The 14,896-nt window shown below is 68.8% G+C and carries 7 protein-coding genes and 1 tRNA gene; 3 read left to right on the top strand and 5 right to left on the bottom strand.

Going from position 1 to position 14,896, the window contains the following annotated elements; translation table 11 throughout:
* Positions 1-106 precede the first annotated feature (106 nt).
* Both CYQ11_RS26215 and CYQ11_RS26220 read left to right on the top strand, forming a co-directional pair.
* Positions 107-1,312 (top strand): MBL fold metallo-hydrolase, encoded by a 1,206-nt coding sequence (locus CYQ11_RS26215; RefSeq protein ID WP_099202776.1) that lies wholly within the window; start codon positions 107-109, stop codon positions 1,310-1,312.
* 166 nt (positions 1,313-1,478) lie between these two features.
* Entirely contained in the window at positions 1,479-2,372 is an 894-nt protein-coding gene (locus CYQ11_RS26220) for a chitosanase (protein ID WP_099202777.1), read from the top strand.
* 183 nt (positions 2,373-2,555) lie between these two features.
* Here CYQ11_RS26220 and CYQ11_RS26225 read toward each other — a convergent pair whose 3' ends face one another.
* Positions 2,556-5,891, bottom strand: coding sequence for an amidohydrolase family protein (locus CYQ11_RS26225; RefSeq protein ID WP_099202778.1), 3,336 nt, complete (start codon positions 5,889-5,891; stop codon positions 2,556-2,558).
* A 369-nt stretch (positions 5,892-6,260) separates the two neighbouring features.
* On the opposite strand from CYQ11_RS26225, the gene CYQ11_RS26230 reads away from it, so the two are divergent.
* Positions 6,261-6,334: transfer RNA gene (locus CYQ11_RS26230), tRNA-Pro, on the top strand.
* Positions 6,335-6,733: 399 nt separating this feature from the next.
* Here the strand turns inward: CYQ11_RS26230 and CYQ11_RS29280 are convergent.
* The 4 genes from CYQ11_RS29280 to CYQ11_RS26250 form a co-directional block, all read right to left on the bottom strand.
* A complete protein-coding gene (locus tag CYQ11_RS29280; RefSeq protein WP_146104742.1) occupies positions 6,734-7,144 on the bottom strand; it encodes a restriction system modified-DNA reader domain-containing protein in 411 nt (136 codons plus the stop codon).
* Between the two features lie 152 nt (positions 7,145-7,296).
* Positions 7,297-7,575, bottom strand: a complete 279-nt coding sequence (locus CYQ11_RS26240; protein WP_099202780.1) for a hypothetical protein — start codon at positions 7,573-7,575, stop codon at positions 7,297-7,299.
* A gap of 1 nt (position 7,576) precedes the next feature.
* Entirely contained in the window at positions 7,577-13,753 is a 6,177-nt protein-coding gene (locus CYQ11_RS30710; RefSeq protein ID WP_146104743.1) for a ricin-type beta-trefoil lectin domain protein, read from the bottom strand.
* Positions 13,754-13,953: 200 nt separating this feature from the next.
* The gene (locus CYQ11_RS26250) at positions 13,954-14,673 is read right to left on the bottom strand and encodes an alpha/beta hydrolase-fold protein (RefSeq protein WP_341533607.1); all 720 of its coding nucleotides are present in this window, start codon (positions 14,671-14,673) and stop codon (positions 13,954-13,956) included.
* Positions 14,674-14,896: the final 223 nt, after the last annotated feature.

The following is a 14,896-nucleotide window of genomic DNA, read 5'->3' on the forward strand; positions in this document are numbered from 1 at the left end:
GGTCCGGGGCTCGTCCGGCAGCCCGGCGGGCCGGACGGATAATGAGGTGACCTGCTCTTCCCCGGGGCCGCCACGGCACGGGGGTGCCCCTCGCCCTGGAGGTGCCGTGACCGGCTCCCGCCCGATCAGCTCACCGCTCGACGCCCTGCGCCCGGCCGCGTTCGGCGCGGACCCGTCGGGGGAGCGGATGGCGCGCATCAGACGGTCGCCGAACTTCGCGGACGGGGCCTTCGTCAATCCCGAGGGCACCCGGCGGACGCCCTCGGGGTCGATGCTGACGTACCTTCCCACGTACTTCCGCAAGGAGGAGCGCGTCCGGCGGGCCCCCGCGCACGCCGTGCCCGTCCACCCCACCACCGTCGCCGACCTGGCCGTGCCTGCGGCCTCGGGGCTGCGGCTCACCTGGATGGGCCACTCCAGCGTCCTGGCCGAGATCGACGGCGGCCGGGTGCTCTTCGACCCGGTGTGGTCCGAGCGCTGTTCGCCCTTCGCCTTCGCGGGCCCCCGGCGGCTGCACCCGGTGCCCGTGCCGCTCGCCGAGACCGGCCGGCTCGACGCCGTCGTCATCTCGCACGACCACTACGACCACCTCGACATGCCGACCGTACGGGCCCTGGCCCGCACCGGCACGGCCTTCGTCGTCCCGCTGGGCGTCGGCGCCCATCTCGAGCACTGGGGCGTGCCGGCGGACCGCGTGACCGAGCTCGACTGGCACGAGTCGACCGAGATCGCCGGCCTCACCCTCACCGCCACCCCCGCCCGGCACTTCTGTGGCCGGGCGCTGCGCAACACCCAGCACACCCTGTGGGCCTCCTGGGTGGTCGCGGGTCCGCGCCACCGTGTCTTCCACAGCGGTGACACCGGCTACTTCCCCGGCTTCGCCGCCATCGGTGAGCAATACGGGCCGTTCGACGCCACGATGATCCAGATCGGCGCCTACTCCGAGTTCTGGCCTGACATCCACATGACGCCCGACGAGGGCATGCGGGCCCACGTCGACCTCCAGGGCGGCCGTCCCGGTGAGGGCGTCATGCTGCCGATCCACTGGGGCACCTTCAACCTCGCCCCGCACTCCTGGGAGGAGCCCGCCGAGGGCACGGTCGCGGCAGCCCGGCGCATGGGCGCGCGCATCGCCGCGCCGCGCCCCGGCCAGCCGTTCGAGCCGGAGACGGGGCTGCCGCTGGAGCTGTGGTGGCGTCCGGTCGCGGTGTCTCCGGAAGGCGGCTGGGAGCCGGTGGAGCACGTTCCGACGGCCGGCGCCACGGCGGGTGGTGCGGGAGACGGCGCGGACGACGTCGTCCTTCAGGCATGAAGCAGGAGTGGGGGCTCGCCTCGCTCTTCGCTTGTTTGGCTCGTTTGTGCACGCTCCCGCGTCCCGTATCCCCGGCATCTCTTGTCACCCAAGTGGACTGGCCGCTTCAATGCCTGACGACGGTTAGGAAACCTTCCTAACAGCCGATTCGGGATGGAGCATCCGCATGCCCACTCGCCACACGACGGGCGCCGCGACTCATGTCGCCGCTCGTTCCACGAAGAAGACCACACGCGTCGCCCTCCTGGGCATGGCCCTGGCCCTCCCCGCCTCCCTCGCGATCACCGGCGTCGGACAGGCGGTTCCGGCCGGGGCCGCCCCGCTCGCGGCGGCCGCCCGTATACAGGGCGCGGGCCTGGACGACCCGCACGAGAAGGACATCGCCATGCAGCTGGTGTCCAGCGCGGAGAACTCCTCGCTCGACTGGCGCAAGCAGTTCACCTACATCGAGCCATACGACGACGGCCGCGGCTACACCGGCGGCATCATCGGCTTCACCTCTCGCACCGGCGACATGCTCGAACTCGTCGAGCGCTACACGAAGGCCAAGCCGGGCAACCCGCTGGCCACGTACCTCCCCGCCCTGCGCAAGGTCAACGGCACCGACTCCCACGCCGGCCTCGGCAAGCCCTTCGAGGCGGCCTGGCACAAGGCCGCCGAGGACAAGGCGTTCCAGGACGCGCAGGAGGCCGAGCGCGACCGCGTGTACTTCAACCCCTCCGTCGGTCTGGCCAAGAAGGACGGCCTGCGCACGCTCGGCCAGTTCGTCTACTACGACGCGATCGTCATGCACGGCCCCGGCGACGACGGCGACAGCTTCGGCGGCATCCGCAAGGCCGCCCTGGCGAAGGCCAAGTCCCCTGCCCAGGGCGGCGACGAGAAGACCTACCTCAACGCCTTCCTCGACGCCCGCAAGAAGGTCATGAAGAAGGAGGAGGCGCACAGCGACACCAGCCGGGTCGACACCGAGCAGCGCGTCTTCCTCAACGACGGCAACTTCGACCTCCGGCCGCCGCTGAAGTGGAAGGTCTACGGCGACTCCTACCGCATCGACAAGTGAGCCGGGGCCGGGCGTCCCGCCCTGTGCCACCGGAGCCACGGCCGTCGTCCGCCGAGCGGGCGCCGTCCCCTTGACCGCCGGCCTCTCAGGCCCCGCCCGCTGAAGCCGTTCGCTCCGACGCCCCGCCGGCTCGCCGTTCGTCCGCCCGCGCACCCGCAGGGGAGGGGCGCGGGCGGAGGCGTGTCAGTGCCGGAGGTGCTGCTCCATGTCGCAGCAGGAGTCCCGGCGCAGCTGCCGGCCCACCTCCAGCCAGTCGGTGCGGTCCGCGCGGTCCTCACGCATCGCGGGGGCAGCGGCCCGCTTGTACGCGCCGACCAGCTCGCCCTGTTCGTACAGGAAGCCGCCGCGCAGCACGGCGGACGTCCGCACGAGCGAGTCGAAGTCGCTGAACGGGTCGCCGTCGACGAGCGTGACGTCGGCCAGCTTGCCCACCTCCAGCGTGCCCAGGTCCCGCTCGGCGCCGAACACCCGGGCCGGCAGCAGGGTCGCGGTGCGCAGCGCCTGCGCCGCCGACAGCCCGTGCTGGTGCAGTGCGCGCAGCCCCATGTGCAGGGAGAGACCGACGGGCACCAGCGGGGCGTCCGTGCCGAGGGCGACGAGGCCGCCGCCCGACAGCACCTTGCGGTAGACCTCGATCTCACGACGCAGCGCGGTCAGCTGGTCGGCCGAGGGCGCCTGCCCGGCCGTCTGCCGGACGAGGGCCACGTCCCAGGGCGGCATCAGCTCCGTGACCCGGGGGTCCTCGGCCAGGGCCGGGTCCGAGCCCAGCAAGGGCACGGAGGTGAAGAGCGTGGCGATCATGTGGAAGTCCGTGGCGGTGTAGATCTCCGTCAGGTCCTCGTAGGCGCGGCCCGTCGCGGACGTGGCGTGCCCGAACTCCAGCCTCTGCGTGGCCAGCAGATGGGTCGTCAGGTCCTGGCCCAGCTGGACGCCGGGAGAGCACAGATGGCTGCCGGTGCGCACGCCCAGCCGCTCGTGGGCGAAGCGCGCCGCCTCCTCCATCACCCAGCCGGGCGCGCGGACGTACGTCTTGACGAAGTCCCAGTCCAGGGCGGTCGCCCGGGACAGCGAACGGCGCAGCCCCTCCTCCGTGCGGTGCGCGCGGCCCATGCTGTACGCGACCCGCGAGCCGTCCAGCAACTCCCCGGCCGTCAGCAGCCTGGGCCCGGCCAGCGCGCCGGCCGCCACGGCCTCGCGGAGGCGGGCCTGCTCGTAGGCGAAGCCGCCGAGGGAGACGGCCGTGGTGATGCCGTACGCCAGCTGGAGGGCCGTCTGCCGGCCGCCGTAGGTGTACTGCCAGGGGTGGGTGTGGGCGTCCCACAGCCCGGGGATCACCGTGCGCCGCGAGGCGTCGACCCGCTGCCGGGCGGCCCGCCGGGCCCGGTGCGGCTCGACGGCCGCGATCCGCCCGCCGCGCACGACGAGGTCGACGTCCTCACGGACCGCCTCGCCCGTGCCGTCCCAGAACCGGCCGGCGTGCACGACGGTGTCGGCGGGGGCCGGGCGGCGGTAGTCGAGCGCGACCGGGACGGTGCGGGCGCTGCCGTCCGTCGTGTCCAGCAGGCACAGGCGCCCGGCCGAGAGGTAGAGGATCCGGCGCCCGTCGGCCGACCAGGACGGATGGTCGGCGGCCTCGTCCGTGAGCCGGCGGGGTTCGCCGTCGGGCGTGCCGTCGGCCCGTACCGGCAGCAGCCACAGCGCGGACTCGCTGATCACGGCCATCGAACGGCCGTCGGGGGACCAGACGGGCCCCGAGTCGTAGCGGTCGGAGAGCGAGACGTGCGGGGCGAGGGCGTGGAGGCGGGCGGCACCGGTGCCGGCGTCGACGACCCGGATGAGGTTGTAGCCCTCGCGGAACCGCTGGTTCAGACGGTTTCGGTCGCACAGGGCGAGGAAACGGCCGTCGGGCGACCAGCTCGGCCGGCCCGGCAGCCCGCCCGCGCCCAGCGGTGCCGCCAGGACGTGGTCCTTGCCGGCCGCGAGGTCGCGGACGACGAGGTTCCCGGACATGTCGAGGCAGGCCAGCCGGGTGCCGTCGGGGGAGAGCGCGGGGTGGACGCGCCCGCCGTCCGCCAGGACCGTCTCCTCGCCGGACGCGAGGTCGCGGCGGCGCACCGCGAGCAGCCCGCCGCGGTCGTCGGCGTAGATCAGGGACCGGCCGTCGCGCGACCACGAGGGCGCCAGGAGATAGCGGGTGGGGTCGGCCGTCACCACCCGGCGCGGGGCCCCGCCGCCGGACACGTCGGCGATCCACAGCGAATTGAGCGCCGCGAACGCCACCTGGCGGGCGTCGGGCGAGAGCGCCGGCAGGTGCAGCGCCCTGACGCGCCGCACCCCCTCGGTCGCGAAGTCGTACCGCTTGACCTCATAGCGAGGCCGGTCCACCGGCAGCTCGGCGGTGAAGGGGATCACGGCCGAGACCACGGTCCGGCCGGTGGTGGGCGGGGTGGGCGGCGGGGCGGCGGAGGGGTGGGGGAGCGAGGCGGAGGCGGGCGCGACGCGGGTGGCGGCCGCGGTGGCGGCCGTGACCGCCATGGCGGGGGCCGTGGAGCCGGGGCCCGCCGCCGGGGCCTCGGGGCGGACGAGGTGGAACTGGCCGCTCACGGTCAGCAGCAGCTCCTCACGCGAGACCCAGCGCGGCGGAACGGGCTCCAGGTCGCCCTCGACCGGGACCGCGGCGCCGTCCACGACGAGCGTGCAGGAGGCGGCCGGCGCGGCCGTCGTCCGCAGATAGGCCAGTCGCCCGGCGGGCGACACCGCCGGGGTCATCACCTGCCCGGCGGCGCTCTCCGTGTGCTCCACCCGCACCGGCCCCCGCCCGTCGGCGGGCACGGACACGACCGCACGGGCGTCGAGCGCGGACCCCACGACTTTGCCGCGCACGAACAGCACGCGGGCGCCGTCCGGCGACCACACGGGGTCGAAGTCCTCCCAGGCCCCCTCCTGGTCGGGCCCCTGCTGGCCGGCGAGCCCGGAGAGCTGCGTCAGGGCGCCGGTGCGCACGTCCACGACCCACACACGGTACGGGCTGCCCGCCACGGGGTCGCCGCCGCGCTCGGAGGCGAAGGCGATCCGCGTCCCGTCGGGCGACCAGGCCGGCCCGCGGTCGTCCCACGGCCCGTCCGTGACCTGCCGCAGCCCGGAGCCGTCCGGCCGCAGCGTCCAGATGTGGAAGCCGCCGCCCCGGTAGGCGCACACCGCGACGGTCCTGCCGTCGGGGGAGTGGACGGGCCGGGTGGGTTCGAGGTCGGCGGGGGTGATCGCCCGGGCCTCGCCCCCGGCGCGGGGGACGGACCACAGGACGTTCTGCACCTCCGCGATCAGCCGGTCTCCGGCCGGGGAGAGCGTGGCGGCCCCGTTGGTGGCCCCGGTGAAGGACAGGACGGTCGCCCCCGCCCCGGACCCCCCGCCCTCGGAGACGGCGGCCACGGCGTCCACGGGCAACCCGGCGGCCGCGCCCGCCACGGCGGCGGTGCCGGCCGCCTGAAGGAATCTGCGCCGGGAAAGAGGGGTGTCCAACTGTCCTCCTGGATCAGGGGAGTTGCGCGGGGCAGCAGCTCATTTCCGAAAACCCGATGGTCGCACGCCGCACAGCCGGAAGGTCAACACTGAGCTGGTCACTTGGATGGCCTTCGATGCCCGCCGATCGGGGCCCTGGGGGAGGGGCGGTGCGCAAGTGATCACGACCGTGGCGGGGGATTGTTCATCCGGACGGGTGATGGGGGAGGGGACCCGAGAGGGCCGGGGCGCGACATGGCGCGGCCGCTCGGCGTGGGACCCCCCACCAAGATCCACTGTCTGGAAAGCCGTGCACGACCATCGCGTGGAGTGCGGTATTGTTCTCATGCGCGCTCGGCGAGGGACCAAAGACCCAAGCCGGACAAGCACCGGGACGTGGCGCAGTTTGGTAGCGCACTTGACTGGGGGTCAAGGGGTCGTGGGTTCAAATCCCGCCGTCCCGACACGGTGAAAGAAGCCTCTGATTAGCGGGAAACCGCAGGTCAGAGGCTCTTTTCATATGCGTCAGCGGACGAGCCGCAGGTGCCGAACGGGCGCGGGCTCTGGGACCAGTTTGGGACCAGGGGCCTCTCGGCGGCCGTCGGTGAGGTAGCGGCTGAGGGCGGCGCCGGCCAGGTGGATCGACCGGCGGTCGGGGTGCAGGTACCGCTGAGTAGTGGTGCCTTGCCGAGCGTCAAGTGCAGCTTTCGCTCGAGAGCGGCTGTGGCGATGCGGGTGAGGGCGGAGGTGACGGTCCCGGAGCGGACCGGCGGCGGGATCAGGTTGGCCATGTACAGGAGCATGCTGAGGGATCACAGGTCGGAGGCGATGAGACGCGCCTCGCTCCTGGGGGCTGCCGCCCGTCAGTCGTCCTGGGTGGTTAGGGAGTCGCGCAGGTCGGAGAGCGTCCGGGTCGTGCCGTCCACCGTCAACGACCAGAAGGTCCACCCGTCCACCCGGTCGTCGCCGGCCGCTATCCGCGCCGCGGACGTGGGCGTGTTCCAGGGCCGCTGGAAGCACATGATCCTGCCGTCCGCCAGCAGGGTCGCCCTGGCCGGGCCTCGTTTCCCCCGGCCCGTCAACGCGATCCCGCCTGCGGAGAACGCCTCGGGTGGCAGGGCGGCCACCAGAGTGCTCAGGTCGACGCGGTGGCTCGCCACCGCGGCCGCCGGGGGCTCGGATCCGCCGCTCGTGCCTTCGGCGACGCCGCCGCTCGCCCCTCCCTCGGAGGGCGAGTCGTCTCCTGAGCGGTCGTGGGCTCGGCAGCCGTCCATGTGAGGTCTTCGATCTCGGTACGGGCGTACAGTGCCACACCGGCGTTGTCTACGTTGGCGAGGTAGAGCCGGACGAGTCCGACAGGAAACGAAAGATGCGGTGCCCGGCTCATGTGGAGCCGGACACCGCATACTGTCAGGGGAATGCACGCTCAGATAAGACCGCGGTCCATGAAGTCATGAGCTTCTTCCCAAGAGATGAAATCGCACTCTCCCGTATTAAGGTCGACACGGATCGGCATATTGCCCCCGAGTCGATTGTATTCGTCTCCGTGGTCGAGGAACTCAACCGTGTCGTAGGGGGCGATGAATCGGTCACCCTCGATGAAGCAGTACTCCAGATCCAGCCGAACGTTGGTGGATCCCCATGTCTGGCTCCGCTCAGCCAGGAACCTCTCGGCTAGTTCCTGGGCTTCCTTTCGGTCAAGCATCTCAGTTGGTCCTCATGAGGTAGTAGTTTCTGTACCGTTGGTCGGCAGGGTTTGCCCGCCCTGTCTGGAAGTCGAAGAAGACCACCTTGCCATCGGCGTTCACTACGTTGAAGTAGTGGCCCATACCTCTGGTCGGCCATGCGCCGACGATCCCCCGGGCGCCAGGCCCCCAGCTGAGCACGTCCCTTACGAGGGGGTCGAGTCCTCCCTTCCGCACGAACGGACGTCCGGTCAGCGCCGAAACCTCGTCTGGACGCATGGGGCGATCAGCTCCAGGCACAGCGTTAGGGTTCTTGCCTGCCATGAGGTCATCGCCGGCCGTCGCACAGAGCCCGCAGTTCATTCGCCCGCCCTCTGGGTTGATACGTTCCATTGAGGGCAGGTGTTCCGGCGTGTAGTACGGCAATCCGTAGCGGGTCTCGCTCCTGCCTCCGTAGTACCGTCCGCCTGCCGGCGGAGTGACTGCGTCCTTCTTCCAGCCCCGCAGCCCACCGAGACCCGTGGCCGCGATTTGCATCGCCAAGTCATCGGCGGCTCGACTGTAAGTGTCGTGGAGCTCGTCGCAGCCCTGGTCGCGGAACATCTCTGCCGCGTGGTAGAGCCGGTAGGCAGGGCGGACAGGAAGGTACTCGTCGACGAAGCCACCCGTACCGCCGTTCTTCCCTCTCAAAGCGTTGAAGAGGTCTCCGACGAACTTGAACGGGAGCTTGAGGCCCTCCACGAAGCCGCTGCCGAAGACCCTGGCTCCTTCACTGAACGACTTGATGTGGTCGTCGTTGGGGTCGTCAGGGGTCCAGCCTGTGGGGTCGGTGTACCTGGTCGGCGCGTTGGCGGCGTACGGGTAAGCCGAGGCATAGGGCTCGCCGACAGGCGCCGGGGCGGGGTCGGTGCCGGTGAGGCGTCCCGTAGCCGGGTCGTAATTACGGGCCCGGAGGTAGTAACCAGCGGCGCTGGTCGTCGGCTCCCGGTATGCACCCGCGAAAGCGAAGGGGTTGGCCGGTGGCTTCCCGCCGGCGTTTGTCTGGGTGCCTTCGCCGAACGCGGTGTAGGTATAGCTGGTCTGGAGGTTGCCGTTGGAGTCCGTCAGATCACTGACGGAGCCGAGCAGGTCTCGGTGGTGGTAGTAGGTGTTGCCACCCGTGGCCTCGGCCTGGATCTGGCCGCGCGGAGTGTACCGATATTCGGCCTGTAAGGTGCCGTTCCCGTCATAGTCCGCTGCTGCCAGGGGCAGGGCGTTGTTGATGTCCCAGGCCGTGGTGCGTTGCAGTCCACCACCGTCTTTGGATGCCGTCGTGCGATTACCGTCGGCGTCGTAACCATAGGAGTAGGCCGCCCCACCTGCCACTGCCTTGATCAGGCGGTTGTTGGCGTCATAAGCGAAGGTGTCACCACCCGCGCCGGTCTGGTTGCCGTCGGCGTCGTAGGTGAAGTCACGGCTTGCTGAACCGCTGACCGACTGGATGAGTTGGTCGGCGTCGTCGTACTTGTAGGTGGTGCTGACGCCTGCTCGGTTCTGTAACTGCCGGTTGCCTACCTGGTCGTACCTATAGGTCGTGGCCGCGGAGAGATCCGGGCACTTGTCTGCCTTTGCGACGGATGAACACTCGGTGGTCAGCCGGCCGGCGGGGTCATAGTCGTAGTACTGGTAGCTGGCTGCCTTCCCTGCACGGGTGACCTCGATCTGGACCGGCTGTCCCGCGTCGTCGAGCGTCTGCGCCCATGTCGAGAGCGCAGAGGCCCCCTTGACGTTGCTGACAGATGTGAGATGACCAGCGTTGTCGTAGGCGCGCTTCTCCACGTAGCTGTTGGCAGCGGGGAGCTTGCTCGTCGTGAGGTGACCATCCTGGTCGTAGCTGTAGGCAATGGTTCCCGCGGCTGTCGTCTCCGAAGTTCGCAGGCCATCCCCGTCGTAGGCGTATCGGATGGTGTTGCTCGCGATCCCTGACCTGGGCAAAGTCCAGTGGTGCCAAGCGACGTCCAGGCAGTCCCAGGTGGTGATGGGCGTGCCCAGCTTGTTGGTACCATCTGAAATCTCCATGCATTTGCCACCCGCGGCATTCACGAGCGTGCCGTCGTCGCGGAAGGTCCAGCGCTGGAGGGCATCGTCGGAGCACGTGGCGAGTTTGACTTGTGCGCCCTTGTTCGAGCTGGTCGCAGCGGCGCACTTACCCAGAGCCTTCAGACGAACGCCGTCGTACGTCCACTGCTGAGCCGGCACTCCGGCGCAGGTCCAGGACTGAATGACGGTGCCGTCCTTCGTCTGCCCGTTGTCCACGTCCACGCACAGACCATTGACACCCACCACCGCACCCGTCGGACGCGGGAGGGTCCAGTGGTGCCAAGCCGCAGCGAGGCAATCCCAGGTCGTGATCGGGGTGCCCAGCTTGTTGGTGCCGTTCGAGATCTCCATGCACTTGCCACCCGCGGCATTGACCAGCTCGCCGTTGTCGCGGAACGTCCAGCGCTGAAGAGCATCGTTCGAGCACGTGGCAAGCTTCACCTGCGCACCCCGGCCGGAACCGGTCGCAGCGGCGCACTTACCCAGGGCCTTCAGGTGAGCGCCGTCGTACGTCCACTGCTGAGCCGGCACTCCGGCGCAGGTCCAGGACTGAATGACGGTGCCGTCCTTCGTCTGCCCGTTGTCCACGTCCACGCACAGACCATTGACACCCACCACCGCACCCGTCGGGCCGGCACTTCCGATATCGCTGGTTCGCTCGGTAATGCGGCCCATGTCGTCGTAGGCGTAGGAGAAGACAGCCTTGCCCGTGCTGGGTGTGACCGCCGTCAGACGTCCGGCACTGTCATAGTCAAGGGTGCGGGTGCCGCTGCCATCGGTGATGGAGCGTCGCTGCCCGATCGCGTCGTAGGCCGTGGTCACGGTCGGAGTGTTGTCGGTGTAGGTGGTGCCGCGGGGCAGGCCGCGAGCGTCGAAGTCGGTCCTGGCCGTGACGCCGCGGGCATTGGTGACCGTGATCCGGTTGCCGTCCACGTCGTAGCCGTAGGTCTTCCGGCGGCCGAGCGGGTCGGTGACGGAGGTCTGCCGTCCCGTTTCGTCGTACTCGTAGGTGGTGGTGTGGCCGTTGGGGTCCTTGCGTGTGGCCAGGTCACCGGCCGTGTTGTATGTGTAGCGGGTGACCGCGCCGTCCGGGCCGGTGACGGCGGCAATGCGCCCGAGGTCGTCGTAATCGGTCTTGGTCGTCCTGCCCAGTTCGTCCGTGGTCGACACAGCGCGGTTCGTCGCGTCGTAAGCCGTGCTGGTCGACTTCCCCAGCGGGTTGGTCACCTTGGTCTGGTTGCCTGCGGCGTCGTAGCCGAAGGAGGTGGTGAACTGCGCCGCCTCCGCATCGCTGACGTTGCCGCGGGGATCGACCTGGGTGGCAGTGCGGCCGTCGTCGTCGTAGGACCAGGTGGTCGTGCGCCCTTCCGGGCTGATCATCCTCGTGCGGTGGCCATCGGCGTCGTAGCCGAACGAGGTCACTTTGCCCAGCGGGTCGGTCGAGGTCGCCAGCAGCCCCGTGTCGGTGTAGCTGTGGTGTGTGACATTGCCGAGAGGGTCGGTGGATGTCAGGACGTTGTCATTGGCGTCGTATGTCGTGCTACTGGTCTGCCCGAGGGCGTTGGTGACCGAGACCTGGCGGCCCAGCGCGTCGTAAGCGGTGGTGGTCACGGCCCCCGTGGGGTCGGTCACCTTCGTACGGTTGCCGTTGGCGTCGTAGCCGTAGCTCGTGGTGTAGGCGGCGGCGTTGGCCCCGAGGATATTGCCGCGCGGCGAGACCGTGCTGATCAGCCAGTTCGCCTTGTCGTATGTGTAGGTCGTCCGATTGCCGAGGGCGTCGGTGACCGAGGTGAGGTTCCCGTTGGCGTCGTACGCGCGCGTCTGCTTCTTGCCCGCAGGGTTGGTGGTTTCCACGAGGCGGCCGGAACTGTCGTAGGCGTACGCGGTGATGCGCCCTGCCGGGTCCTTCACGGAGAGGAGACGACCGGCACCGTCGTAGCCGTAGGCGGTTGTGTGCCTCAGTGGATCGGTTGCCGAGAGGAGGAGGCCACGCCCGTCATAGGTGTAGGTCGTGGTGAAGGCAGCGGGATCGGCACCTTCGGCATTGCCACGTGGGTCGGTCATCGCGGTGACCCGACCGGCGGCGTCGTAACGGAAGGTCGTCTTCTCGCCTAGCGGAGTCGTCACCGACGTGCGGTTGCCCGCCGCGTCATAGGTATAGATCGTTGCCTTGCCTCGCGGCGTAGTGACGCTCGCAAGGGCTCCTTGATCGGTGTATGTGTACGCGACCGTGCCACCGGCAGGGTCGGTGCTGAATGTGACCCGGTTGGCCGTGTCGTAGGTATACGTCGACCTCTTGCCGCGGCCGTCAGTGTGGCTGGAGATGTTCCCCTGGGCATCGTAAGTCCAGGTCTCAGCCAGTCCCACCGAGGAAGGAGATTTCCGTGTGCTCAGGCGGCCAGCTGTGTCGTACGACATCTCCGTCGTGTTGCCGGAGGGGTCCGTGATGGAGACTGGATGCAGATTCCGGTCGTAGCTGTAGGAGACCTTGTCCCCGTACGGGTTGATGCTCTCCAGCAGTACGTTGCCGGAGTACACATCGGTCCAGACCCCGCCGTTCGGGTCCGTCATATGGGATTCGCGTTTGTTGTCCCAAGTGAAAGTCGACGTCTTGCCCGAGCCGTCGGTCTGGGAGACGACGCGTCCCGAAGCGTCGTACGTGTTCGCGACTTTTCCCCCGCCACGTCCGGTGGCGGTGGATAGCCGCTTGTTGGAATCATAAGTGTACGTAGTGGTCTTGCCGACCTGGTCCTTCACGGATGTCAGCAGCCCGTCGGTATAGCCATAGGAGACCGACGTGCCGTCGGGCAGCGTCATCCTGGTCAGGAGCCCCGAAGCATCCAAGGTGAATGGGACCGAACGTCCTGCCCCGTCCTTGACCGATGCGAGACGGCCTGAGGAATAGGTCAGCGTAAGGGCTGCTCCGCCGCCACTGGCGACAGAGGTCAACTGACCTGAGGAGCTGAACGTCCGCCGTGTGCCGTCAGGACTGGCGACGATGTACGTGGTCCCAGACTTGGTGAGCTGCAATGACGAACCTGCGGGAGTCGCGTAGCTGCTTCCCCCTTGCTCTTTGAACGCCACCCGGGCGCCGTCGGCGTCCTGGAGCGTGGCACTACTCCCGGCGGTAATCGTCAGTTTGGCGTCGAAAGAAGTTGCCCAGCCTCGGCCCAGCAGTCCGGATTCAGCCGAGTCGGAACGATAGGTACGCTCCATTGAGAACGGAGTGCCGACACCCACGAGGGAGGCGTCCGTGTTCCGGTCGTAAAACGCCCCGGTGGCGGTATTCACCGGGTCCGCGCGGCGTGTCTGCCCGTAGCAGTGGCACAGCCCGGCCTGCGTCCCAGGAATGTCCGGAGTGTAGAAGGCCTGGACGAATGGCGACGTCATCCCTCCGGGGCTCCCGGAGCCGTCCGTCCCCTCCAGAAAGATCCAGGCGTAGTACTTCTTGCCGTCCTGGAGATGCCCGCCGTTCAAGGAGGAACTCCACCAGAAGCACTGGTCGGCAGGGTATGGATTGGAGGGCCACCAGCCGTAGCACCAGGCCCCGTTCTCCAGATACTTCCCTTCCGGATCGCCGGTCGAGCGCTTGATCTCCTGCTGGTGCACCGGGTTCTTGTTCTCGTCCATGACATACAGCCACAGCCCGGATACGGCCGACGCCGAGACCGAGGAGAACTTCGCCTGCCCGCCGATCGACAGCATGCCCGGATAGGCGGTCGCGTAGGCGGAGACCCAGTCCGGGTTGGGCACTCCAGCCGCTGCGGCACGCGCGGCCGGACCCTTGAGGGACTTGGCGGCGGGCCCAACCTTCAACGGCTTGTCCGGCTTCGGTGCCGGCTCGGCGGGTAACCGCTGGCGCCTCGGCTTGAGGAACTCGCGCATCGGCGAGTAACTTCCCTGCGAACCATGCACCTGCGCCTTGCGCTGCGCCAAGGTCATTGCCCTGGGCGGCTTGGGCAGATCCTTGGCTGTACGTGTCACAACAGAGGCCCCCGCGAGCGGGCCTCCTCGATCGCCGATCTGCCTCGCCCGGGCCATATCGGCACCGCCGGTGGTAGTTGCCAGCAATGCAGTTGCCAAGGCGATGACGACTGCGCGACGTGCGGATCTGAACACGACTCGCCCCACCTCCTTTCAGTAGGAAACGGGAAGATCATCTGCCGGAAGCAGGTGGCCGCGGGCCCAAACTCGAACAAGTGGCCTAAATGTGCTGGGCCGTGATTTCTGCTTGCCGTCGGCTTGGGACATGCACGAGTACGGCGATCCGGTCTTGGCTGGATCCCGCTGGATGGTTCGTGGCTCGTGTTGCCGGGCGCTTACGCAGCAGCCCCGTCTGCACGTTCCTTTCCGGTGTGCGGGCGGGGCTTCTCGTCAAGCGAACGCGGTGAAGTGATCCTCGTCGTCAGGAAGACGGAGTAGGGCCTTCCAGAAGGTTCAGCTTGGTGCGGATCGGGCCTTTGTTGGCGTACGTCGCGATGAACTTCTTGACGTCGCTGATCATCTTCGCGTTCTCCTTCGTCCCGTACTGGAACGACAGGTAGACGTCGGGGGCCCTTGGCGGCGATCAGCCGCTTGGCCAGGATCTCGGGGTTGTTCTCCTGCCGCTGCGTCTCGTGCCCCTTCCACAGCAGGGAGTCGGGCACGATGTCGGGGCCGGAGGCTATGACGGCCTTGAACTTGTCGGGCTTCTGCAGCACGGACTTCAGGCCGACGAAGCCGCCCGTGGACGAGCCCATGAAGGCCCAGCCGTCACGCGGTTTCAGGGTGCGGAAGTTCTGCTTCATCAGGTCCGGGACGTCTTCCGTCAGCCAGGTGCCCATCTTGGGCTGGCCGGGGATGTCGCTGCCGTCCCAGTAGATGCCGCCGTCGTCCGGACCGGGGTTGAGGATCGGCATGGCCAGCAGGAAGGGCTTGCTCTTCCCCTGCTGGTACCACTTGGTGATGCTGTCCTCAAGCGAGAGCTTGTCCTTGCCGAAGGCGCCGAACGCCCAGTAGTTGCTGTCGTGGCCGGGACCGCCGGGCAGGGCGATCAGCAAGGGGAAGCCGCTCTGCCCGCAGGGTGCGGGTGTAGGCAATCATGTCCTCGTCGAAGACCTTGGGGCGTCCACCGTGCCGTCCGCGTTCGCGGGCGGAGGCTTGGCCTTCAAGAGACTTCTCCCGGATGTACTCGCGTTCGGACTCAGTCATACCGGGGCGTGACCCGGATACGGGTCAAAGAGGAAATGAGTTGATCTTGAAGTGCGGTGGATCGACCTTGGG

This window comes from Streptomyces cinnamoneus, assembly GCF_002939475.1.
GTDB classification, from domain to species: Bacteria; Actinomycetota; Actinomycetes; order Streptomycetales; family Streptomycetaceae; genus Streptomyces; species Streptomyces cinnamoneus_A.

Coding starts and splice junctions, on each gene's coding strand:
- CYQ11_RS26220 (WP_099202777.1), top strand. CDS start 1,479: ATGCCCACTCGCCACACGACGGGCGCCGCGACTCATGTCGCCGCTCGT.
- CYQ11_RS26240 (WP_099202780.1), bottom strand. CDS start 7,575: ATGCTTGACCGAAAGGAAGCCCAGGAACTAGCCGAGAGGTTCCTGGCT.
- CYQ11_RS29280 (WP_146104742.1), bottom strand. CDS start 7,144: ATGGACGGCTGCCGAGCCCACGACCGCTCAGGAGACGACTCGCCCTCC.